The following is a 22988-nucleotide window of genomic DNA, read 5'->3' on the forward strand; positions in this document are numbered from 1 at the left end:
GTGGTCCGGCCGGCAGGCAGGTTCCCGCCGGATACCGTCATCCCGCTGTCAATGCACCGCCGAGTAACTTCCGCGCGGCGGCGGAACCATGGCCACCCGCTGGATCAGCGACGCGAACATCGGTCGCAGAAATTCGGCGCCGTGCCGCGTCAGGTGCTGGTAATCGTAATACAGCGCCCGCCCGCCCTCCTCCGCCAGGCAGCGACCGTCGCGCGCCAGATACGGGATCGGGTCGATCACCCGCAGGTGCGGCTCGCGCGCGGCGATGCGATCGATGATTTCGTTGGAGCGATGGGTGAAACGCGCGTGATCCGCGACGCGCACGCCGACGGCGTCCACGTCCTCGCCCAGCAACGCCGCTTTCGCGAGCGACTTGGGGATGTCGCGCTGCTGCGCCGCAACCTGTCGCATGAGCGACACCGTCACCCCCGCGTCCGCCAGGGTCCGCACCGTCGCCGCCAGCGCCGCTTCGTCCTCCGGCGAACGAAGCACTTTCTCCCAGCGCGAAACCAGCACGACGAGCGTCGGGCGCTCCGCGCGGATCCAGCGCAGCACCGCGGCGTTGTGCGCGCGTTGCTCCTCGTCGCCCCACGCCAGCACCGCCGGCGTCGCCGACCTGCTCGCCCGGTAAGCGCGCACTCCCAGTTCACGACAGGCGGACTCGACGGCCGGCGAAGCGACGCGCGCGTGGCTGTCGCCCCACACCAGCACCGACGGCGACGCCGGGCCGGCGGCGATCACAGGCAGATTCCCCGCCTCCGCCGCCTCCGTCGTCAAATCCGCCTCCTCCATCTCGGGGCGGTCGTCATGCGCCTCGTCGAAACGCGCCACCGCCTCCGGAAAACGCTCTGGCACGCCGTGACGCACCGCCACTGCTCCGCCCGCGACGATCGTCAGGCCGATCGACGCGGCCGCCGCCGCGAGGACCGGACGCAGAGCCGGCGCGCCCGCCCGTTTCCGTCTGAACGGTTTCTCGATGTAACGCCACGACAGCCACGCGAGCCCGAAACTCACGATCACCACCGCCACGCGCATCGGCAGCGGACTGTAGAGTCCCGTGAACCAGTAATGGAAAAATACCTTCACCGGCCAGTGCCACAGATACAGCGAATAGGAAATCAGCCCGACCCACACGACCGGCCGCAGCGAGAGCAGCTGTTTCAACCGCGATTCACCGGCGCCCGTCGCCCAGATCACGAGCGCCGCGCCCACGCACGGCGGCACCGCAGCCAGGCCCGGAAACGGCGTGTCCGTATCGTAAAGTGCCATCGGTGCGATCATCAACGCCACACCGGCCCAGCCTAGCCAGCCGCGGGCGCGCTCCGGCAGCGGCAGCCGGTTGCCGCGCAGCGCGAGCAGCGCCCCGATCGCCAGTTCCCACGCGCGCGTGGGCAGAAGGTAGAACGTCGCCGAGGGAAATGCGTGCACGCCCACCACGCTCGCCGCGAACGAGAGCCCAGCGATCGCGGCGATGCCCCATGTCTGAGCGCCCGCGCGCCACCGATGCAGCGCGAGCAGGAGGAACGGAAAGAGCAGGTAGAACTGCTCCTCGACCGCCAGCGACCAGAAGTGCAGCAGCGGCTTCGCGCCGGCCGGTCCGTCGAAATAGCCGCTCTGGCTGTAGAAAAATACATTCGCCGACAGCACCGCCTGCGCGACCGCCGAACGCCCGAGCTCCGCAAAATCCGACGGCAGCATGAGCGCGGCGCCCGCCAGCAGCGAAACCGCCACGGTCGCCGTCGCCGCCGGCATGATCCGCCGGATGCGCCGTTCCCAGAAATCGCGCAGCGAAAACCTGCCCGCCGCCAGATCCGCTGCGATGATCGCCGTGATCAGGTAGCCGGAGATCACGAAGAAGATATCCACCCCCACGTATCCACCGGGGAACTTCAGCTGACTGTGGAAAAACACGACGGCGAGCACCGCGAGCGCGCGGAGGCCATCGATTTCGGGACGATAATGAACTCGGGACATGCGGACGGATTGGGGCGTCGAAGCGGGGATCATGCCGCCTCGGCAGTTCAACCGATCCGCGCCCTTTTTATCGGCGGTTAGTGCCTGAGGCCAGCGGAACGTTCCGCCCTCTCCTCCGTCGTGGCGCCTACGGCCGGACTTCATGGAATCCCCCAACCGGTTTTAGGAAAAGCCAGCTAAGGCCAACGCGCATCATCCATTCAGGAGGATCTTCAATGATACGACTTGGGAGGCGATCTGCCGTTTCGGCGACTCCGCTTGGCGCCGCGCCTCACTCGTTGTCCTGAGCGATTTCGCGCCTCTTTGCCGCCCAAGCGCTCTCCAGAATGCAAAAGCCCGACGCCGAAACGCCGGGCTTCGCTGGTCGAGTTCAGACCCTCGGCCGTTTGATCAAACCAGGTTCAGAACGAGAACGTCGCGCTCAGACGGTAGCTGCGCGGATTCGGAATCGCCTCAAAGGTCTGCAATCCGTTCAGCACCGGATTCCACGCCGACGCGACGACCTGCTTGTCGTCGTTGTTGAACAGGTTGTCGACGTTCAGCTGCAGGCGGACACGGATGTCACGCCGAAGGGTGAACTCGTAGCCGACCATCGCGTTGTAGTTGATGTAATCGCGTCCCTTGAACACTTCGTTCACCGGGTTCTGCAAGGTCGCGGGTTTCACGCCGAGAATCGCGTCGCCGCGATAGTTCGCACCGGCGCCGAGCGTCAGGCCCTTCAGCGTGCCGTCACGGAAGCGATACGCGGTGAAGAGATTCGCGTTCCATGGACGGATGTTAGTCTCGATCTGCCCTTCCTGCGACTTCACGAACGCGAGCCAACTGTCGAGGCCGGTGATGAGCGCGCCGATCGTATTCGTGCCGCCGGCATTGGTGAGATTCCCCGGCGGACGACTCGTGTCGTAATTCAGTCCCGCATTCTGCTGCCAGGTGGAGCGATGCTTTTCGATGTAAGCGGAGAGCGCGCCGCCGAGCTGCGAGATCTGGTTCTCCGCCTTGCTGACGTTGAACGAAATGCGCCAGTTCGGCGTCGGGTTCGCGGTGATTTCCAGCTCGTAACCTTCCGACTGCTGCGAGCGCGAGTCCGTGCCGCCCACACGATGGCCGTTCGGATCGTTCTGGTCCGTCAGCGTGCCGGTGGGGCCGCCGTTGAGCAACGTCGTCCAGATCGCGTTGATATAGTTGAACACGTCGCTCTGGTGACCGGATGCCTGGTTCTCGAGATCGACCGTGAAGCGCGTAACCGTCGCGTTGATACGGTTGTCGAGCAGGCTGAGCTTGATCCCGTAGTCGAGACCCTTGCCTTCCAGCGGTCCGAGGGTGCGGCCGGCCTGCAGAGATTCGTCCTCGAGCAACGCCAACCCACCCTGGTCTTGGAAGTTCGTCGAGCGATTGACGAACACACCCAGCCACTCGGCCTTCGGAATGTGAAACACCGCGCCGAGCGTGTGGGTATCTCCGGTTTGATCGAGGCCAGGCGCCGCCGGCTCTGGATTGAGCGCTCCCGCTTCACCCGTCTGCGCATTGCGGACCTGCGTCCGATTCCACACCTTGATGCGATCGCGGCGGACACCCGCGGTCGTCACGAGATGGCCATTGAAGAACTCGCTGTGCGCCGCGAGCGCGCCGGAGTCGATGCGATTCTTCCCCTTGCTCCAGGTATCGCGCACGAAACCGCTCTCGAACCACTCGTCCGGACGTCCATAGAGTTGGGTCGGCCCGATCTTTGTGGCGAAGGGATCCGGGAGTCCGCGCTCGGCGAGATTCGGCGAGAACGGGAAGATGTGCGACACCCGGCGCGGCAGATCGGTGAAATGATTCGCCGCGAGCCGCTGCGGGTGAACATTGCCCTCGCGGAAACCCTGATTCTCGCTGCGCGTCTCGGCCCGGCTGACGAAACCGAGCAGCATGTGCTTCCCGAAGCGGTCGAGATCGAGGTTATAGTTAGCGCTGATCCGCATGTCGTCGCGCGTCGTTTCCATTTCCGAATAAGTAGGCTCCGCATACGCCATCAAGGCGCCGGCATACGGATTACGGACACTCTCGTTGAAGTTCAGCGCATTCTGTCCCTGCGTCGTCGCCTGATACGGAATGCCGAGCTTGTTGGCGAACGCCGCGCCATTGGGGCCGCCCACCGTGGCATTGTAGCGCATGTCGCTCGTGAACGTCGGCAGCGTGGACGTGACGTCATACATGATCGAAATGCCCCCGAACCCCACGACCTGCCGATTGAGGCGCTCCACCTGCGAACGGTTCACCGCCGCTTCGATGAACAGATTCTGCCCGATGCGCTGCTCGAGGGACAGGCCCACGGTGTGATAATCGAACTCCACGAACTGTCCCGGGCCGGTGATGTTACCGCTCCGCGGATAGACGCTCTCGTCTTCCCATGCGGTCGGGGTGTTGTAGCCGTTTACACCGTTGTTGTTCGACGAACGATAGAAGCGCGCGTTTTCCGGGCTCGTGCCGGTATAGAGCACCTTGCCCGCGAGCGGGCCGTCCGTCAGATAGATGCGGCCGGTGCCGTTGACGATGTGACCGGCAGTCTTGATTTCACCGCCGAAGAACGGATCCGCTGGCTTGGCCGGGAATCCGTTGCCATTGCCACTCTGAAATTGCGCGTAGTCCTCGTCGCCCAGCACCGAGGGTGCCTGCGGCGTGCCGAAATCAACGAAGTGGCGGCCCATCGCGTCCCAAGTGGCAATCTGGTCCCACGGCATCCACGGGCGAACTTTGTTCTGCTTCATGTGGCCCATTTCGCCGGAGAAGCGAATCGTCGTGCTTTCGAGCGGCTTCCACGTCAGCGCCAGCGCGCCGCGCTCCTGGTTGTCGGACTCGAAATCGCGATAACCGTCCGCCCGCTGCGCCATCAAGTTCAGGCGCGCCGCCAGCTTGTCGTCGATTAACTCGTGGTTCACGTCGATCGCGCCACGACGCATGTTCCAGCTGCCGAAGTGCAGCGTCACGTCCTCGATGTTACGATCGAGCCGCGCGCGCTTCGGTGTCACGTTCACGATGCCGCCCGGTCCCCCGATGCCGAAAAGGATCGAGTTCGGACCACGCGCGATGTCGACGCGGTCGAGATTGAAGATGTCCGCGCTGATGATCGTGTTAAAGTAATCACGCGTCTGCGTCGCGCGGCGATAGCCGCGGATTTGGAAATTAAAATCGTTGTCGATGAGACCGTTTCCGGTCGACGCAGCGACGTTCGAATTGCCGCCGCCGATGTCATTGCCGGCGCTGAGCGCAAACTCCATCGCCTGGTTCACGTTGAGCGCGCCGATGTCGTCGAGGAAGTCTTTCGTCAGGACGGAAATCGACGCCGGCGTGTTGCGCAGCGAGGTGTTCAGGCGGCTGCCGGCGAGGGTGTTCGTCGCGATGTAGCCGCGATCGCGTTCCGTGGTCACCTCGAACGGCGAGAGGACGAGGGGTTCGTTGCGGCGGGCGGCGGGATCGTCGGTGGCTTGCGCCAGCGCCGGGAGTGGCGAGGCGAGCAAGCCCGTCAGCGCCAGAAACCCGGCGAGGCCGGGACGGCAGGAAGTCATGGTCTGCATGGCTGTTGGGGGCGAACGGTGGCTTGGGGGTGAGGCGCATCCGATGTTACACTACACACAGAACCGGCGGACACGCCGTTGGGTGAACGTGAGGAAGCCGCCGGCCGCCTCTCCCGCAAACCCGCCCGCGGTTAATCCGTTAACGCGACTGCCCGCCCGAGAGGGCCGGCAAGGTTTTCCCCTCGCGCCACTGTGGCTCCAGCATGAGCGACTGCTGCACGCGCGGCACGCCCCGTTGATTCTGGTGAATCTGGGCGATCAGAAAGTCTACCGCAGTGGTCGCGAGATCCGGATCGGGGATCAGCACTCCCGTGTAGCGCTCCTGCGGACGAACATTCAGGCAGGCGAAAGCTACGTCCTCCGGCACGCGGTATCCGGCGGCCGTCAGCCATTCGCACGCGCGGCTGATGAACGAAATCACGACCTCCGGCTCGTGCCGCTCAAACCAGCGCATGAACGTGTCGCGATCGAACGGATCGCAATCCACGAGGATCGGGATCCGCCGGTTCTTCGGCACGAGCGCCTCCTGCTGAGCGACCGACGCGCCGTGCCGCGCATAATCGTCCTCGGCGATCGGATTGTGCCGAAACATCGCAGCGCCGATCCGCGTGTAGCCGCGCGACACGACCTCGTTCCAGGTAAGCCGCGTCGCGGCAAAGACGTCGTCGGTGACGACATTATAGACGAAGCGAGCCCAGCCCAGCGTGCAGCACACGATGGTAAACCGCTCCCAGGCGCGGTCGCGCATACACTCTTCCACCAGCGTCGGCATCGACGGGATGATGACGCCGCGCACCCCGCGGTTATACAGCACCTGGGCAGCGGACGAGCCCGACGCGTAAGGCGCGAGGTCGAAGCACTCGACCTTGTAACCGCTTTGTTCCGCCCGACGCCGCGCTGCCTCGAAATGTCGCAGCTGCATCGCGCCTGTGGCCTTCGAATGCACCAGATAGGCGAGGTTTGCCCGGTAGTCCGCCGCCCGCCGGGCGAAACGGCTGCGCGCCAGTTGCGCGAGACTCGGATCCGGCCGGTAGCCCATCCGTTCGGCGAGCTCCACGATCTCGGCGCGCACCTTCTCGCTGATTCTCGGATTGCCGCTCAGCGCGAGCGAGACCGTCGCATGACTGCAGCCATACTTCTGCGCCACATCCCGTTGAGTCACGCGCAGCAGATTCGTCATCGGTGTAACCTGGAAGACGTTTGAGCCATGCTGTCAATTTCCAGACCGTGCCCCGCCGGTTCGCCGTCGTGCCTCGCTGCCCTGTAGTCCCCTTTTTGTGACGAAGATCCCCGACTGCCCGCACCGCGAGCGCCTGGGCTACCGCGGCAATGGACACGCGAACCTGCCGGTCGGGCTGTATCCTTTCCATTTGGACGCATCTCCCGGGAAAGTCACGCCTGCCTGGTCGGGACCACGCCGGGCCGTTCCTAAACTCTTCCGCTCCGACCGATTTTTCGCCAACGTGCGCCGCCGGATGCCCATCCCGACTCAACATTTCCCCCGGGAAAGCCCTGCATCCAACCAAGCCCCCGTCATCTGCGCCTGCGCCCACGGCCGTCAACGGCCCCGCTTGATAACGCCCTGCGCCTGGGCTCGCGAGTGCGTCCGCAGAACGCGCGAAGGAATCTGATCTTCCGCGCGATGCCGATCACCACCGGTCAGTCGAGGATCCCGTGGACGTGGGCCGCCAGCATGATGCTGCCGTGGATGGCCATGAACTACTCCAATCTGCTCAGCGGCTCCCCGCTCACCTTCACGCTGCGCAAATTCGCCGACCAGCCGGCCCTGATCGCGTTTTTCAGCAGTCTCAACATCGCCTTCAACTTCATGGTCGGAGCGGTCTCGAGCTACGTCAGCGACCGGATCTGGACCCGCTGGGGGCGCCGACGCCCCTTCCTGATCGTCGGCTGGACCGGTTCCGCATTGGTGGTTATCGCCATTCCTCTCGCGCCCAACCTGTGGACCCTCGCCGCGCTCATTGGCCTGTATCAGTTTTTCACCGACGTTGCCAAGCCTTACGAACCGCTTTACAACGAGGTCGTGCCACCCGCGCAACGCGGCCGCACCGGAGTGCTGCGCAGCGTTTCCACCACGATGGTGGGCCTGGTATTCAACGGCGTGCTGCTGGTTCAGTTCGATCGCAGCTTCGGGCCGCTGCTCGCCGGCGGGACTTTCGATCTCCGAGGCGAGCACCTGATCTATTGGGCCGGCGCGGCGCTCACGCTGGTCGCGACGCTCTTCATCGCTTTGGCCGTCCGCGAGGCTCCGCCGCCCGGCGGCACCGTGTGCGAACGCTTTCAGTTCACCCGCTTCCTGCGCGACGTTTTCGCCGACCGAAGGTGGTGGCCGGTCTACGCGCTTTATGCCTGTCCGATGCTCTCCAGCACCGCGTCACGAGTGTTCGTCCCGCTCACGTTGACCGAGCAGATCGGTCTGACCAAGGCGCAGTTTGGCGGGATCGAAACGATTACGATGCTCGCCAATCTCGTCATGTTCGTGCCGCTTTCCGGCTACCTCGCGGACCGCTTCTCCCGCCTGAAGCTCATGCAACTCGCGATCGGCGGAGCCGCGGCGGTCAACCTTTGCCTCTTCGCGCTGCTCCGCTTCGGACCGGAAGGGTTCGTCTCCCCTCCCGTGATCGTCGGCGTCAGCCTTTTCGCCGGCATGGGCGGCGGCTTCATCGCGCTGAAATACCTGATCTGGGGCCCGCTGGTGTATGACTTCATCCCGGCGGACCGGTTGGGAACGGTGAGCGCCGGTTTCTCGTTTGTCAGCGGCGTTTCAGGTTTCGTGTTGATCAATCTCGGCGGGTTGTGGGTGCAGGGCTTCAGCCGGTTGACGAACTCGGCCGCGTCAGACGTCTTCGACTACAGCAGCATTTTCGTTCTCCAATTCGTCCTCGCGGTCGGCGCCATTTGGTATTGTCGCCGATTCGAGCGCGCTGTGCGAAACGGACAAATTTCGACCCAAGGCGCCACTGAAACCGCGCCCAGCCAAACCTGATCGCTAGGATTGGTGCGCCGCCAGCAAGCGGGTCTGGGCCTGCGACTGCCGTTCGAGCTGCAGCACCACGTGCGCGCGCGCTTCCATCAGGGCGATGCACGCTTTCAATTCGTGGCTCGAGAGCCGGTCACGGTCCTCCGCTTCGAACATGAGGACGCCTGCCTCCAAGACATTAAGCAGCTGGCGCAGTTGGTCTTCGGTCATGATGCTGGAAAGTGGCGGGACCGGACCCGCCGGAAGCCACCGACGTTAGTCAACTGCACTTCGGCGGCAGCGCCACCTTCCACCGTTCAGGTTCTTACCCGGGGTTTTACCTACCTATCCTAAGCATCTCCTCGATGACCGAATAAGCCGACGGAAGGCAGCAGCCCAACGACGCTCGGCGTGCGATCGGCCCGACCGTTTCCGCCTCACGGTCCAGCAAGAATTGGCGACAAACGAGTCGACGTTCGCGCGGGCCGCCGTCGTCTTGCGGGTGTCATCGGCACCCCGTTCTCCACCATGAAATTCGCCCTCGCTGTCTTTGTCGCCCTTTCGCTCGCCCTCGGCGTCCGCGCCCAGGAACTTAAAAGTCCCGACGGCGCCCTCGCCGTGCGCCTCACGCTCGACGCCGGCGCGCTTTCCTACCGGATCGATCACCAGGGCAAACCCATCCTCGAAGCCTCGCCCCTCGGCCTTGAAACCAGCCTCGGTAGTTTCGCCACCGGCCTGACCGCCGCCGGCAGCACGACCGCCGCGATCGACGAGCACTACACGCTGCCGCACGGCAAGACGCGCGACGTGCATTACCGGGCCAACGAGCTCACCGCGAGATTCACCAATGCCAACGGCGACCAACTCGAGGTCATCTTCCGCGTGAGCGATCGCGACGTCGCGTTCGCGTATCGTCTGTCCGGCCCCGAGAAACAGCGCGCCATCGTCCAAAGCGAGCGCACGGGCTTTAAATTCCCCGCCAACGCCACCGCCTTCGTGACGTCGCAAGCGCCCGCCGGCAGCGGCTGGAAAGCCACGAAGCCGAGCTACGAGGAAGGTTATTTGATGGACGTCCCGGTCGGGACGAAATCGCAGCACGGACTCGGCTTCACGTTTCCCGCGCTCTTCCGCATCGGCGCCGACGGCTGGGCGCTCATTTCCGAAACGGGCGTATCCAGTCGCTATGTCGGCTCGCGACTCGGCGAGCCCACCGCCGACGGCTTGTATCCGCTCGCGTTTCCGGAGCCTGGCGAAAACGGCGGCGTCGGCGACGCCACGGTCGCGGCCGCGCTGCCGCTGCTCACGCCCTGGCGCACGATCACGATCGGGCGCACGCTCGCGCCGATCGTCGAAACCACCGTCGCCACCGACGTCGTCAAACCGCTCTACGACGCCTCGCAGGTTTACCGCCCCGGCCGTGCCACGTGGAGCTGGCTGCTCTGGCAGGACGCGAGCATGAACGAGGCGGACCAGCGCGCATTCATCGATCTCGCCGCGGCGATGGGCTACGAATACATCCTGATCGACGCGCTCTGGGACACCGAGCTCGGCCGCGAGAAACTCGCCGAGCTCGTCGCCGCCGCGCGCCGGAAAAACGTCGGCGTCCTGCTGTGGTATAACTCGAACGGCCACTGGAACGACGCCCCGCAGACGCCGCGCGAACGCATGGACGCCGCCCCCGCGCGGCAGCGCGAGATGGCGTGGCTGCGTTCGATTGGCGTGCAGGGCCTGAAGGTCGATTTCTTCGGCGGCGACAAGCAGGCCACGATGAAGCTTTACGAGGACATCCTCACCGACGCGAACGCGCACGGGCTGATGCTCAACTTCCACGGCGCCACGCTGCCCCGCGGTTGGGAGCGCATGTATCCGAATTTCATGACGAGCGAGGCCGTGACGGCGTCGGAGAATCTCGTGTTCTCGCAAGGCTTCGCCGACCAGGAGGCGTTCAACAGCGCCGTGTTTCCCTTTGTCCGCAATCCGGTCGCGCCCATGGACTACGGCCCGATGGTCCTGAACCGCCGCTTTCATCGCGAGGCCGATAAAGGCAACGTGCGCCGCACGACAGATGCGTTTCAGCTCGCGACGACCGTGCTCTTCCAATCGCCGCTCCAGCACTTCGGGCTCACGCCCAACAACCTCGAGGAGCAGCCGGCGTTCGTGATCGATTTTCTGAAACGCGTGCCGGCCGTCTGGGACGAGACGCGTTTTCTCGCCGGCTATCCCGGCCGCGACGTCGCGCTCGCCCGTCGCCACGGCGACCGCTGGTATATCGCCGCCTCGAATGGCGAAAAGCAGCCGAAGGAGCTCACGCTTTCGCTGCCGGAACTGAAAGGCCGGACGCTCACGTTACTCCACGACGCGCCCGACCGCACTGCGAAGCGCGACTCGATCACCGTCAGCGCGGATGGCAAAATCGCGCTCTCGCTCGCCGCCGAAGGTGGCGCGGTGCTGTTCGAAGAATAAAAGCTCGCTCCTCCTCCGCCTGGTCGCGCCCCATCGCATGGGCCGGAGAGGGCACGAACATCGTCACGGCGCAGAAAAGGCGACGCCAAACGGCGCGGCCGGCAGACCCGCGCCGTTGTAGAGATTGCAGCCGGCCGGATAGTTGGCCCACGCGTAGCGCACCGCAGCGGGTGCGGAGACGGCACCGCTGCGCACGATCACCGCATCGCCATCGATCGCGGCTTCGGCGGCCGTGAAATTTCCGTCGGCGCCCGCGATCTCGAAGGTCTGCAAGGCCCCGCCCTTCGCCACGAGCCCGCCGGTCGCGTGATCGAACCGCAGCCGCGCGGCGCCTTCCGCGGTCGCGATCGCGCCGGTGCACACCGGTCCGGAGCTTTCGAGGTCACGGCCATACGCGTGCGTGAGCGCGAGGAGCGCGAGGCGATGGCCGACGGGCGCCTTGTCGTGCGGATGCACGTCCTTCTCGTCGCCGACGTCGATGGTCACGGCCATGCCGGTGTTGAATTCCCGCAACGCCTCGGCCTGCCAGGCGCGGACCTGCGGGCTGTTGCTGTTGTTGGCCAGCGCCGCGAGCTGGCAGAACAGAAACGGTTTCGTCTCGCCGCCCCACAACTGGCGCCAGTCGGCGATCAGGCGGGCGTTCCAGCGCGGGAACAGCTCACGCGGCGACGTGATCGATTCGCCCTGATACCAGATGAAACCGCGCACCGCGTAGGGCACGAGCGGCGCGATCATGCCGTTGAACATCACCGTCGGGTTGTGCTGGTCCTGAATCGGGCTCTGTCCGGGACGGCGCGGCGGCCGGCGGTTCTCCGCCTTTGCGAGTTCGACGGCACGCTCCCAATCCGCGATCTCCGCCGCCGTCGGCTCAGTGTGGCCGCGCACCTGTTCGTCGAAGCGATCGAGCACGGCCTTGAACGCGGGATCGTCGAGCATCGCGTCGCGACGAATCCACGCGTGCGCGCAACTCGCGCCATACGCCGCGGTCACGATGCCGACCGGCACGCCGAGCTCGCGGTGCAGATCGCGCGCGAAGAAATAGCCGATCGCGGACCACGCGGGCGCATTGGCCGGCGTGCAAACCTGCCACTCGCCGGGCACGGTCGCCTGCGGTTCGTAGGATTTCTGTTCACCGGCGGTGAACATCCGGATCAACGGATAATCGGCCGCGGCGATCTCGGCTTCCTCGTCGATCACGCCGGCCCAGCGGTAACGGGATTTTGAGAGCGTGAAAACCATGTTGGACTGGCCCGACGCCAGCCACACCTCGCCGACGAGGAGATCGGCGAGCGTGCGCGTCTCGGAACCTTGCGCGACCGTGAGCGGACGCGGCTCGGCCGAAGCGGACAACGGATCGAGTGTCACGCGCCACGCGCCCTTCGCGTCGGCGGTCGCGGATTTGGTCTGACCGGCGAATTTGACCGTGACCGTCACGCCCACGTCGGCCCAGCCCCAGACGGGGACGGGCTGGTCGCGCTGGAGCACGGCGTGATCGGTGAACGGGCTACCGAGTTGCAGCGCGGCGGCGAGCGGCGTCGCGAGCAGCGATAACCAGAAGAGCAGGCGAAGTTTTTTCATAGGACGAAGGCCGCGGCGACGGCGTCCCGATAAGCAGGGCACAGCGACGAGTTGTCGAGGATGTGAAGGGCCTTGTCGCGGTGGCCCAATGAAAACGTAAACCAGGCCGCTGCCCGGGCCGCCCCGTTTGCTACTGTAACACGATCTTGAATACGACGGGCTGATCGGGCCCGGCGGAACCGCCCGCTGCGATCTCGAGCGCCTCGGCGGTCCGCTGCCATTTTGCCGGCGCGGAAGCGCCGAGCCGTTGCACGCGGGCGATGCCGCGGTCGAGCTGGCCAGCGGCGGTGCCGAGGGCCTTCACGCGCAGCGGCTTCGTGGGCGGCACGAGCGCGATGACGTAGAGCACGCGGCCGTCCTTCGACTGCGTGAAGCGCACGTCCTCCTCGCCGAACGGCTTGCCCTTGCCCTCGTTGAAACCTTGCGCGCTCAACTCGGCACCGGCGGACGCCGGGCCTTCGCCGAAGACTTTCCACGGGCGCGTCGCGAAGATCGCCTCGCGGTTGACGGCCATCCAGTCCGCGATGCCTTCGACGATCCGGCGCTCCTCGTCGTCGATCGTGCCGTCGCTGCGCACGGGCACGCTCAGGAGCAGGTTGCCGTTCTTGCTCACGACGTCCGCGAGCGTCTGCAGCACGGTGCGCGCGCTTTTGTAACCTTTCTCGTCGTAAATCGAACGCCGGTAGTGCCACTGGCCGATGCAGGTGTCGGTCTGCCACGGCTCCGGCTCGATCACGTTGCTCTGACCGCGCTCGATATCCCAGATCATGGCCCGGCGCTGGTCCTCCGCGAGGATCTTGCCGCAGAGCACGGCCTCGAGTTTTCCGCCATGGCGGGCCAGGTTGGAATTGTAGAAGTGCGCCGCGATCTTCAGGCCGGCATCGCTGACCGGCCAGAGCGGCAGCGCAGTGTCGTCGAAGTAAACGAGATCCGGCTGGACCTGATTGATGAGGTCCACGGTGCGATTGTAGAAACGCTCGCAGTAGGCCGCGTCGGGCGGGGTGACGCCGTTGCCCCAGTTCCAGCGTGCGTGGATCGACGAGAGGTTCCCGAAGTTCGGGCTCGGCGTGTGCCGCTGCTCGTAAAGGTCCTGCGGATCGAGTCCGTCCCACCAGGTGCCGCGACCGTCGGCGGCGGTGAGCTTGCCATCGTAAGGCACGCCGGCGAGCGGCCCGGTCGCGTCCGCGCCCTGGGCGACTTCATACCAGCTCCACGCGTGGGCCGCGTGCACGCTCACGCCAAAGCGCAGACCGTGACGCCGCGCGGCGGCGGCCCAGCCGCCGACGATGTCCTTTTGCGGGCCGAGCTTCGTGGCGTTCCACGGCTGGTATTTCGACGGCCAGAGGTCAAAGTTGTCGTGGTGATTCGCGAGCGCGACGAAGTATTGCGCGCCGGCCCGGGCGTAGAGCGCGACCAGCTCCTCGGGATTCCAGTGCTCGGCCTTCCAGGCGTGGATCACATCCTTGAAACCGGCCTGCGAGGGATGGCCGTAATGCTGGGTCTGATACTCATATTGCCGCGTGCCCTGCGAATACATCGAGCGTGCATACCAGTCGCCCTGCTCCGGTTCGCATTGCGGCCCCCAGTGCGCCCAGATGCCGAATTTGGCATCGCGAAACCACTCCGGCACTTCGTAGTTCGCGAGCGACGTCCACGACGGCTCGAACGGGCCGGCCGCGACCGGCTCGTCCGCCGCCACCACCATGACGGTCGGTTTGAGATTCGAGGAGAGCGGCTCGGCCGCCAACGATCCGGCCGCCGGCAAAAGCAAACCGGCGAGAAGAGCGGCACGAACGCGCCGGCCCGAGAGGGACGTAGAAGAGGAGGGCTTCATGACAGGAAAAAGGGGATGTCCGCGGCGGTTGCGATGATCAGGGTTGGGCTTGCTCCGGCAGCTCGAGCGTGAGCAGCAGATTGGTCAGCGCCTCGTTGCAAGGCGTGGGAATGCCGTGCCGACGGCCGATACGGACGACGACGCCATTGCGCGCATCGATTTCCATCGGGCGTCCGGCCGCGCGATCCGCGTGCATCGAATTCACCGCATCGCGCGGCGCGCGGCGGGTGTTCTCGATCACCGTGTCGACGATCGCGTCGTCCAATTGCGCGCCCTCGGCGCGACCGACGAGGACCACCTCGCGCACGATCGCGCGCATCAGGTCCGCGGCCGGCGGGAAATGCACGATGCCCGCGGGCCGCAGCGTCGCGGCCGAGACCGCACCGGCCGCGTTGAGGCAGAGCTTCCGCCAGGCGGCGGTTCGCCAATCGTTCGTCGTGTCGACCTGGATACGCGTCTCGCGGAACAGTTCGACAAATGCCCGCCCCGCCGCGTCGTCGGGGACGATCATCCGGGCGGGGCCGCGCTGGCGCACGCGGCCGGGCGCCTGACGCTCGGCCGGGCAATCGACCACGACGGGCACGAGCTGCGTGCGACAATACCGCTCGGGCAGCCGCTGGAGATGCTCGACGCCGTTCTGCAGGAGGGCGATGCGGGTTTCGGGCACGCAAAGCCGCTCCAGCCACGGCAACGCGCCGGCGACGTCGTAGGTTTTCGTCGCCACCAGAACCCAATCCACGGGTGCGAGCACCTGCGTCGCCGCGGTGCAGACGCGCGGCTCGCAACGCAGGACGCCCGTCTCGGTTTCGACCTCGATGCGGTCCAGCGGCGAGCGCGCCGCGACCGTCAGGTCGAAGCGACCGGTCGCGGCCAGGTGCCCGATCAACGTGCAGCCGATCGCACCGGGGCCGATCAAAGCGAGGGAGGAAGTTTTCATGATCGATCAGCCGGCAAAACGCGCAGAGGAGACCTCGCGGAGCCGGGCTTCGTGTGACGGGGAGACGCTCATGGCAGGTTCTGTAACTACTGATCGGATACTTCGATCATCGCTTTCAGCACGCCGGTCTCCGGTCGCGTCCAGGCGGCGAAATGCCCGGGCACGTCGGCCAGCGCCGCGCGGTGCGTGATCCACGGCGAGGTGTCGACCTGGCCGGTTTCGACGAGTTCGATGATGCGGACAAAGTCGTCCGGCCGCGAGTTGCGGCTCGCCAGCAGCGTGAGCTCCCGGCGGTGGAAATTCGGATCGTCGAACGTCACCTCGCCCGGAAAAAGCCCCACGAACACGAGACGCCCGCCGGGCGCCGGATAATTGAACGCGCTCTTCATCGAGCCCGGACTGCCGGTCGCGTCGAACACTGCCGTCGGCAGATCGCCGGCCGTGAGCGCCTGGAGTCGCTCGACCACGCCGCCGGCACGCGCGTCGATCAAGTCCTCCGCCGCGATTCCCAGCCGCTCGCGGCAAAACGCGAGCCGCGCCTCGTTGACGTCGATCACGATCACGCGCGTTTGCGCCGCGTGCGCGAACTGGATCGCCGACAAGCCGATCGGTCCCGCGCCGATCACCGCAACCGTCTCGCCCGCCTGGAGCGCCGCGCGCTCCACCGCGTGCGCGCCGATGCCGAGCGTCTCGACCAGCGCGAGTTGATCGTAGCTGAGTTTCGCGGAGCGATGCAGCTTGGCCGCGGGCAACACCATGCGCTCGCGCTGGCCGCCATCGAGGTGCACGCCGAGGACCTTCAGCGCGGCGCAGCAATTCGGTTTGCCGCGGCGACAGGCGATGCAGCGACCGCAATTGATATAAGGTTCTACTGCGCACCGATCGCCGACGGCGAGGTGCATCACGCCCGCGCCGACCGCCAGCACTTCCACGCCGAGCTCGTGACCGAGGATGCGCGGATAGCTGAAGAAAGGCTGCTTGCCGTTGAACGCGTGGATGTCCGTGCCGCAGACGCCGATGCGGTGCACCCGCACCAGCGCCTCGCCGGGACCGGGCGACGTCGGGACGTCGGTGTCGGCGAGCACGAGTTTGCCGGGCGTTTCGAGAATGAGCGTTTGCATCGGGGAAGCGGTTTTCAGGCGACGAGCTCGTCACGATTTTCCGGACGGCCGCGGGTGAAGTTGTGATTGTGCACCGGGCGCAGGATCTCGAGTACGCGACCGATGTGTTCGAATTCCACCGGCGCCTCCGCGTAGGCCACGTTTTTGAGAATGTTCTCCGGATTCGCGGTGCCGACGAGCGTGGTGGCGATCCCCGGATGGCTGATGGCGAACTGGATCGCGAGCTTCACGATGTCGACGCCCGCCTCGCGGCAGTAATCGACGGCGCGTTTCGCCGTCGCCACCAAGTGCGGCGGCGCGGGATGCCAGGCCGGCACGCCGCGTTCCGTCAGCAGGCCCATGCCGGTCGGCGAGGCGTTGATGATGCCGACGCCTTTCTCGCGCAGATACGGCACGAGGTCGCCGAGCGCCGAGTCGTTCAACTCGAAACGGCAGAACGAGAGGATGGTTTCGACGACGCCGGGCGCGACGCGATCGAGCACGGCGGGAAACACCTTGAGCGGCAGACCCGTGATGCCGATGTGGCCGATCCGGCCGGCGTCGCGGAGCTTCACGAGCGCGGGCAGCGTCTCGTCCACGATCTGGTTCAGATCGGCGAACTCGATGTCATGGCACTGCAGCAGGTCGATGTAGTCGACGCCCAGCCGCGCGCAGCTCTCGTCGAGCGAACGCGTCACGCGCGCCGCGGAGAAATCGAACTCGCCCTCGCCGTATTGGCCGACCTTCGTGGCAAGGATATACCGGTCGCGCGCCACGCCCTGCAGCGCGCGGCCCAGCACCGACTCGGCGCGCGTGGCGCCATAGTAGGGCGACACGTCGATGAAATTGATGCCGGCGTCGAGCGCCGCGTGCACCGCGCGAACGCCCTCGCGGTCGTCGGTCGGGCGAAACACGCCGCCGAGCGACGAGGCGCCGAAGCTGAGAATCGAAACGTCGAGGCCGGTGGAACCGAGTTTGCGGTAGTGCATGTTTAACTACAGGAGCGCGCGGGTCACGCGCTGGTGAGGATGAGGTTGGCGTAGGGCGTGGTGTCGCCGGTGCGGATGAGGCCGATCGCGCGCGGCACGCGCGGCTTGAAGACCGCCTCGTGCGGTTCGTGCTGCAGCGGGATCCCCTCCAGCGCCGCGGCGAAGCGGGCCACAATCCCGGGCGGATTATGCGCAAGGAACTCCTCGGCCATGTGCGCCGCGCCGATGACGAAGTTGGGCCGGAGAGCCGCGAGCACCTGCAGCACCGTCGGCACGTCGTCGACGAGCGAGATATCCACGGTTTCGATACCGGGCCAGAACGGGAAGCCGCGGTCGGCGATGACGAGGGAGTTGGTGTGCCGCACGCGGGCGAGCAGCGACAACAACTGGGGATTGAGAATGCCGGCTTTCAGCATGATCGAAAGGCGAAGGGGTTGCCGGAGGCGCGCCGCCGGCGAAGCTGGCGATATCTTGCCCGGATGCGGTGGGGTTTCCCATGGCATTTCCTTGCCGTTGCATATCGATTCTTGATCTTGCTTCCGCCCTCATGAATCCCCGTCCCGCACCGCGCCCCGCCCCCGAGGAACCCGCCTTCATCTCCCGTCAGGTCAAGGCGGCAGAACGCTTCTATCTCGGTTCCGGCGCACCGCTGACGGACGAGTTGACGGTGATTTGCGGCGGCTGGGAACTCACCGCACCGGACTACCTGATTCGGCGCGAGACCTTTCCGTGGCTCGCGGTCGAGTTCGTGGCTGGAGGCAGGGGCCGGCTCGAAATCGCGGGGACGCAGCACGAGCTGCAGCGCGGCTGCTTTTTCACCTACGGGCCGGGCGTGCGAGTTCGGATCGAGTCGGATCCGAAGCACCTGTTGTCGAAATTTTTCATCAACTTCGGCGGTGGCGAAGCGAAGAACCTGCTCTCCGCCACGGCGCTGCAACCCGGGCGGTTTCGCGTGCTGCCGAATGCCGACGAGGTCGAGGCGGCGCTGCGCCTGCTGGTGTCCGACGGCCGTCATCATCGCCCGCACACGCCGGCGATCGTGGCGCTGGAGCTACGCGTGCTGCTGTTGAAGCTCGGCGAACATCCGGACGCGTCGGGCGATCCGGACCGGCGCTCGCAGCAAACACTCCGCCGCTGTCTCGACTACATCGACCGGCATTTCGTGAGCACCGCCACGGCGGAGGAAGTCGCGGCGGCGTGCCATGTTTCGCCGAGCCATTTGTCGCGACTGTTCCAGCGGTTCGGTCACGGCTCTCCTTATGAATATCTCACGCGCAAGCGCATGGTGCACGCGGCGGAGTTGCTCGATTCAGGGCACCTGCTGGTGCACGAGGTGGCGGAACGGCTCGGGATGGATCCGTTTCATTTCTCGCGGGTGTTCAAGCGTGTGCACGGCCTGAGCCCGCAACCCTTCATCCGCCGCCACGGCACGTAACCGCGCGGCGGAAAGCAGGCTCGATGCGGGACGCGGGGCCGCGCTTTGCGCTCCCGCGCCAGTCGGCCCCGAGAAGGTCCAACCTTGTCTCGGTTCGTCGCGCCGCGCTTCACTCACGCATGCTTTCCTGCCCCTCACCTCTCCGGGCCGCTTCCCCGCTTTTCCTCGCGGCGCTGACCGCGCTCGCCGCTCCCGCGTTCGGACACTCGCCCGCGTCGCGCGTCATCGAGTTTCCCGACCTGCCCGATTATCAAACCCTGGTCGGCGACTTCCACCAGCACACCGTCTTTTCCGACGGCAGCGTGTGGCCAAACATTCGGGTGCAGGAAGCGACCCGTGACGGCCTCGACGCCATCGCGATCACCGACCACCTCGAGTATCAACCGCACGCCGCCGACATCCCGCATCCGGATCGCAACCGCGCCCATGTCATCGCGAGCAAGGCGGCAAAGGACCAAACCCTCCTCGTCATCCGCGGCGCCGAAGTGACGCGCAAGATGCCGCCGGGACACGCCAACGCCATCTTCATCCAGGACGCGAATCCGCTCCTGACCGCGGATCCGATCGACGCGTTTCGCGAAGCGTCGCGCCAGGGAGCCTTCATTTTCTGGAACCATCCGTCGTGGACCAAGCAGACGCCCGACGGCGTGGCGCGGCTCACGCCGATGCACGAGCAACTCCTCGCCGAGAACCTGATCCACGGCATCGAAGTGGTGAACGAGCACGAGTTCTCCGACGAATCCCTGCAGATCGCTCTCGATCGCAATCTCACGATCATGGGCAACTCCGACATCCATGACCTCGTCGATTGGACCCATCAGGTGCCGGAAGGCGGCCACCGACCTGTCACGCTCGTTTTTGCGCGGGAGAAAACCGAGGCCGGGCTCAAAGACGCGCTGTTCGCCCGGCGCACGGTCGTCTGGTTCGACAACACCCTGATCGGTCGCGCCGAATGGATCGAGCCGCTGCTCGCCGCGTCGCTCACGGTCGCGTCCGCGATCTACCAGCCGGAAACCACCGTCCTCGCCGTCACGCTGCAAAACCACAGCGACGCCGATTTCCGGCTGCGCAACGTGAGCGCGTATCAGCTTCATCAACACGCTTCGCTCGTCGAAATCCCGGCCCACGCGACAGCAACGATCCTGGTCAAACCGATCGACCCCCTCACGGAAATCGAACTTCGCTTCGAAGTCTTGAACGCCATCACGGCGCCGCGCGTGCACCCCGTGCTGGCGCTCCAGGTCAGCGCTGAATTGCCCGCGCCCGAGACCCCCTGACCGTCGCCGCGCCGCATCCCTCGGTTGTTCACCGCGTCCGGCGGCGCACCGACGCGTAGCGCGAGACGACGCTCAGCGCCCGTCCGCCGCCCCTCCGGGTGAGGCTTTCTCGCCGCGTCATCAGGCAAAAGCTGATCGCAGCCGAAGACCCCGCAGCAGGCTTGAAGGCCCGGCCGCGTTGTCCGCATCTCGCAGCACGCCATCGCGCGATTCTCCCCGGTGAATCGGTGCTTCGTCACCCGAAACGAGGCCGGCTTCACCTGAACGCTCCACCCTCCCCCGACAGCCTTCCTGTGCAGAGGCCCCCATGAACACCCCTCGTTGGTCATTTCGGCCCGTGTTCGCCGCGCTCGTTGTGTTCGCCAGCGACGGCGCGCACGCCTTCGCGGCATCGTCCACACCCACGATCGTTGAAGAGATCGTCGGTCCCGCTTACGTCCCCGGCACGATCTACACGCTCAGCGAAAAAGGCATGCGCTTTGCGGCGACGCACGCCAAGGGAAACAAATTCGTCGTGACGATCGACGGCACCGACGGCGAGGCGTTTGATGATATCCTGCGCGCAGTCCCGATGTTCGAAACCGACTACGATAACGCCGGCATCATCCGCGAGCAGTCAGTCGCGCGCAAAGGCCCGGTCGCCTTCACCCGAGATGGGAAGCGTTACGCCTACGCCGCTCGCCGCGGCAGCGAGGTGGTCGTGATTCTCGACGGCAAGGAAATCTTCCGCGCGCCTCATTCGACCGCCGCACCACCGGTCTCGCTGCTGCAATTCACGCCGGACGGAGCCCACGTCTATTTCTACCAGCAGACCGCCGACACGATGCGCTCGTTTCGGTTGATGATGGATGGGAAACCGGTGACGCCCGCCTTCGACGGCGTGCCGCAACCGTTCTTCAGCGCCGACGGAAAGCGCTGGCTGCTGAGCGCCGGCAAGGCCAAACAGCCCGCCGATCGCCTCCTCATCGTCGACGGCAAGGACGCCGGCTATTCGGGCCAGCGCGCGCGTTTCACGCCCGACGGCAAACACGTCGTCTGCACCTCCGGCTCCGAGGGCGACCAGAAACTGCTCGTCGACGGCAAGCCGATCCTGAGCGCGCCGTTCATCGAACGTTACCGCGTCAGCGCGAACGGCGACATCGCCGCGATCGTCCGGCCCTCGGCCGGCACGTCCGAGGTGTTCAAGCAAACGCTCTACCTCAACGGCAAACTCGTCTCGCATTCGGAAGGCGTCGCGGACATCGTATTCAGTCCCGACGGCAAACACTGGGCCGCGTGGTTCCAGCGTGACATGGCGACCGTCAAGTGGGTCGTGCACGATGGGAAAAAGCACCAGGAGTATGCCTCCGTCGACGCCCTCACGTTTTCCCCCGATTCGTCCACGCTGGCTTACATCGCGGGAAACGGCACGCGACAGTTCATGGTGAAGAACGGCGAGGCGGACGAAGGCCACGAGCTCGTCCGCAGCCGGCCGACGTTCGCGAAGACGGGAAACCAATTCGTCTACGCCGCCGGCGCGCAGCCGCTCGCGTTGAAGATTTATCATGACGGGAAATCCTCGCCCGTGCATCGCAACATCTGGCGACTCGCGCTCAGCCCCAACGGCGAACGCTGCGCCTACTTTGCCGGTATCGACGCCAACACGACTGAGCTCATCGTCGACGGCGAAGTCGTCACGCGCGACGGCGGCTTCGGCGGCACGGTGTTCTTCAGTCCCGACTCGCAACACGTGGCGGCGGCCACCCGCGGCCCGGACGGCGGCACCGTTTACGCCGACGGGATGTTTCTCCCCGCCCGCCGCGCTCCCGGCCGCGCCGCGGAATTTACGCCCGACAGCCAGCATCTGATCGTGAAGGGCGGACCGGCGAGCGACCGCCCGGGTGTCGGCGCACGTTATTTCCTGGATGGCGACCTCGTGGCGGAATTTTCCGGCCAGTCTCTTCCTTGGGAAAACTCGCCCAAAATGAGGTGGGACCGCGCCAGCGCGACGGTCCTGCCCTTCGGCGTGAGCTCAATCGATCCCGATCCCGAGGCAAAGCCGTGGGAATACATGCCGGACGGCACGATCGTGTTCATCGGCCCCTCGGTCGACCCGCGCGGCGCCGGACCGATCAAGAAAGTCACCGTCACTCCAGCTCCCGGCACGAGCGTCCACACCTGGTTCGCCGCCGTAAAGGCAAGCGAGGAGCAAGCGTTCGCCGCAGCCGAGGCCGCGAAAGCGAAAGCCGCAGCCGACAAGCAGGCCGCGCTCGCGAAACGACAAGCCGACGCGGATGCCGCCGCAGCCAAGCGCAAGGCTGACCACGAGGCGGCGGTGGCAGCGAAAGCCAAGGCCCGCGAGGACGCGCTCGCCGCCCGGCAGAAGGCGGCCGCCGATGCCGCCGCGCGGCGAGCGCAAAAATAAGTCGCCGGCCGCCGCCGACCCGGCCTCTGTCCCCGATCGCGAGAGCTCACCCTTCGCCGCTGGCGCGACGACGCGCTTCGCTCTCGCGCACGAGGGCGTCCAAATCCGCAGCCGGCCGAATTTCCCACGGACCAAACTTCGCGCCCGGATGTTGTGAGATCAGCTCGATCGCGTGGTTCAAATCGCGCGCCTCGAGGATCATGATGCCGCCGATCTGCTCCTTCGTTTCCGCATATGGGCCGTCGGTGACCACGACGCGGCCGTTCGTGTAGCGCAGCGTCGCCGCCGTGTTCGGCGGCTGCAGCCCCTCGCCGCCAAGGAAGTGTCCGTTCGCGCGGAGCTTCTCGTCGTAAGCGAAGCAGTTGTCCATCATCGCCTGCCGCTCCGTTTCCGGAATCGAGGCGAACCAATTCAGATCAATGTAACCGAGGCAGATGTATTTCATGGTGAGAGTGACCTCGCCCGG

General features: G+C 65.8%; 16 protein-coding genes. 5 read left to right on the plus strand and 11 right to left on the minus strand.

Going from position 1 to position 22988, the window contains the following annotated elements; genetic code table 11:
• Positions 1-48: 48 nt before the first annotated feature.
• From AC6RV7_RS05790 to AC6RV7_RS05800, 3 genes are all read right to left on the minus strand, one after another.
• Positions 49-1974, minus strand: coding sequence for an acyltransferase family protein (locus AC6RV7_RS05790; RefSeq protein WP_500092960.1), 1926 nt, complete (start codon positions 1972-1974; stop codon positions 49-51).
• A gap of 401 nt (positions 1975-2375) precedes the next feature.
• Positions 2376-5528, minus strand: a complete 3153-nt coding sequence (locus AC6RV7_RS05795) for a TonB-dependent siderophore receptor (protein ID WP_500092961.1) — start codon at positions 5526-5528, stop codon at positions 2376-2378.
• 139 nt (positions 5529-5667) lie between these two features.
• Complete coding sequence (locus AC6RV7_RS05800; protein WP_500092962.1) at positions 5668-6708, minus strand: LacI family DNA-binding transcriptional regulator; 1041 nt, start codon at positions 6706-6708, stop codon at positions 5668-5670.
• Between the two features lie 462 nt (positions 6709-7170).
• Here AC6RV7_RS05800 and AC6RV7_RS05805 point away from each other — a divergent pair, with 462 nt between their 5' ends.
• Positions 7171-8532: an MFS transporter gene (locus AC6RV7_RS05805; protein ID WP_500092963.1), complete on the plus strand. Its 1362-nt coding sequence runs from the start codon at positions 7171-7173 to the stop codon at positions 8530-8532.
• 3 nt (positions 8533-8535) lie between these two features.
• Here the strand turns inward: AC6RV7_RS05805 and AC6RV7_RS05810 are convergent, their stop codons facing one another.
• Positions 8536-8736 (minus strand): hypothetical protein, encoded by a 201-nt coding sequence (locus tag AC6RV7_RS05810; RefSeq protein ID WP_500092964.1) that lies wholly within the window; start codon positions 8734-8736, stop codon positions 8536-8538.
• Between the two features lie 297 nt (positions 8737-9033).
• On the opposite strand from AC6RV7_RS05810, the gene AC6RV7_RS05815 reads away from it, so the two are divergent.
• Complete coding sequence (locus tag AC6RV7_RS05815; RefSeq protein ID WP_500092965.1) at positions 9034-10968, plus strand: glycoside hydrolase family 97 protein; 1935 nt, start codon at positions 9034-9036, stop codon at positions 10966-10968.
• A gap of 63 nt (positions 10969-11031) precedes the next feature.
• Here the strand turns inward: AC6RV7_RS05815 and AC6RV7_RS05820 are convergent, their stop codons facing one another.
• From AC6RV7_RS05820 to AC6RV7_RS05845, 6 genes are all read right to left on the minus strand, one after another.
• On the minus strand, positions 11032-12546 hold the full coding sequence (locus AC6RV7_RS05820; protein ID WP_500092966.1) for a sialate O-acetylesterase: 1515 nt from the start codon (positions 12544-12546) through the stop codon (positions 11032-11034).
• A gap of 130 nt (positions 12547-12676) precedes the next feature.
• Positions 12677-14380, minus strand: a complete 1704-nt coding sequence (locus tag AC6RV7_RS05825) for an alpha-L-fucosidase (protein ID WP_500092967.1) — start codon at positions 14378-14380, stop codon at positions 12677-12679.
• 37 nt (positions 14381-14417) lie between these two features.
• A complete protein-coding gene (locus AC6RV7_RS05830) occupies positions 14418-15317 on the minus strand; it encodes a 2-dehydropantoate 2-reductase (protein ID WP_500092968.1) in 900 nt (299 codons plus the stop codon).
• A gap of 86 nt (positions 15318-15403) precedes the next feature.
• The gene (locus AC6RV7_RS05835; protein ID WP_500092969.1) at positions 15404-16438 is read right to left on the minus strand and encodes a zinc-binding alcohol dehydrogenase family protein; all 1035 of its coding nucleotides are present in this window, start codon (positions 16436-16438) and stop codon (positions 15404-15406) included.
• 14 nt (positions 16439-16452) lie between these two features.
• Positions 16453-17406, minus strand: a complete 954-nt coding sequence (locus AC6RV7_RS05840) for an aldo/keto reductase (RefSeq protein ID WP_500092970.1) — start codon at positions 17404-17406, stop codon at positions 16453-16455.
• A gap of 23 nt (positions 17407-17429) precedes the next feature.
• Positions 17430-17822, minus strand: a complete 393-nt coding sequence (locus tag AC6RV7_RS05845) for an RbsD/FucU domain-containing protein (RefSeq protein WP_500092971.1) — start codon at positions 17820-17822, stop codon at positions 17430-17432.
• Between the two features lie 131 nt (positions 17823-17953).
• On the opposite strand from AC6RV7_RS05845, the gene AC6RV7_RS05850 reads away from it, so the two are divergent.
• The 3 genes from AC6RV7_RS05850 to AC6RV7_RS05860 all read left to right on the plus strand — a co-directional run bounded on the left by AC6RV7_RS05850 (position 17954) and on the right by AC6RV7_RS05860 (position 22522).
• Positions 17954-18841: an AraC family transcriptional regulator gene (locus AC6RV7_RS05850; protein WP_500092972.1), complete on the plus strand. Its 888-nt coding sequence runs from the start codon at positions 17954-17956 to the stop codon at positions 18839-18841.
• 119 nt (positions 18842-18960) lie between these two features.
• Positions 18961-20118, plus strand: a complete 1158-nt coding sequence (locus tag AC6RV7_RS05855; RefSeq protein ID WP_500092973.1) for an Sb-PDE family phosphodiesterase — start codon at positions 18961-18963, stop codon at positions 20116-20118.
• A 307-nt stretch (positions 20119-20425) separates the two neighbouring features.
• The gene (locus AC6RV7_RS05860; protein ID WP_500092974.1) at positions 20426-22522 is read left to right on the plus strand and encodes a hypothetical protein; all 2097 of its coding nucleotides are present in this window, start codon (positions 20426-20428) and stop codon (positions 22520-22522) included.
• 46 nt (positions 22523-22568) lie between these two features.
• Here AC6RV7_RS05860 and AC6RV7_RS05865 read toward each other — a convergent pair whose 3' ends face one another.
• The gene (locus AC6RV7_RS05865; RefSeq protein WP_500092975.1) at positions 22569-22967 is read right to left on the minus strand and encodes a YciI family protein; all 399 of its coding nucleotides are present in this window, start codon (positions 22965-22967) and stop codon (positions 22569-22571) included.
• Positions 22968-22988: the final 21 nt, after the last annotated feature.

Source organism: Opitutus sp. sgz309028 (assembly GCF_059821195.1).

Coding starts and splice junctions, on each gene's coding strand:
- AC6RV7_RS05790 (WP_500092960.1), bottom strand. CDS start 1,974: ATGTCCCGAGTTCATTATCGTCCCGAAATCGATGGCCTCCGCGCGCTC.
- AC6RV7_RS05795 (WP_500092961.1), bottom strand. CDS start 5,528: ATGCAGACCATGACTTCCTGCCGTCCCGGCCTCGCCGGGTTTCTGGCG.
- AC6RV7_RS05800 (WP_500092962.1), bottom strand. CDS start 6,708: ATGACGAATCTGCTGCGCGTGACTCAACGGGATGTGGCGCAGAAGTAT.
- AC6RV7_RS05805 (WP_500092963.1), top strand. CDS start 7,171: ATGCCGATCACCACCGGTCAGTCGAGGATCCCGTGGACGTGGGCCGCC.
- AC6RV7_RS05810 (WP_500092964.1), bottom strand. CDS start 8,736: ATGACCGAAGACCAACTGCGCCAGCTGCTTAATGTCTTGGAGGCAGGC.
- AC6RV7_RS05815 (WP_500092965.1), top strand. CDS start 9,034: ATGAAATTCGCCCTCGCTGTCTTTGTCGCCCTTTCGCTCGCCCTCGGC.
- AC6RV7_RS05820 (WP_500092966.1), bottom strand. CDS start 12,546: ATGAAAAAACTTCGCCTGCTCTTCTGGTTATCGCTGCTCGCGACGCCG.
- AC6RV7_RS05825 (WP_500092967.1), bottom strand. CDS start 14,380: ATGAAGCCCTCCTCTTCTACGTCCCTCTCGGGCCGGCGCGTTCGTGCC.
- AC6RV7_RS05830 (WP_500092968.1), bottom strand. CDS start 15,317: ATGAAAACTTCCTCCCTCGCTTTGATCGGCCCCGGTGCGATCGGCTGC.
- AC6RV7_RS05835 (WP_500092969.1), bottom strand. CDS start 16,438: ATGCAAACGCTCATTCTCGAAACGCCCGGCAAACTCGTGCTCGCCGAC.
- AC6RV7_RS05840 (WP_500092970.1), bottom strand. CDS start 17,406: ATGCACTACCGCAAACTCGGTTCCACCGGCCTCGACGTTTCGATTCTC.
- AC6RV7_RS05845 (WP_500092971.1), bottom strand. CDS start 17,822: ATGCTGAAAGCCGGCATTCTCAATCCCCAGTTGTTGTCGCTGCTCGCC.
- AC6RV7_RS05850 (WP_500092972.1), top strand. CDS start 17,954: ATGAATCCCCGTCCCGCACCGCGCCCCGCCCCCGAGGAACCCGCCTTC.
- AC6RV7_RS05855 (WP_500092973.1), top strand. CDS start 18,961: ATGCTTTCCTGCCCCTCACCTCTCCGGGCCGCTTCCCCGCTTTTCCTC.
- AC6RV7_RS05860 (WP_500092974.1), top strand. CDS start 20,426: ATGAACACCCCTCGTTGGTCATTTCGGCCCGTGTTCGCCGCGCTCGTT.
- AC6RV7_RS05865 (WP_500092975.1), bottom strand. CDS start 22,967: ATGAAATACATCTGCCTCGGTTACATTGATCTGAATTGGTTCGCCTCG.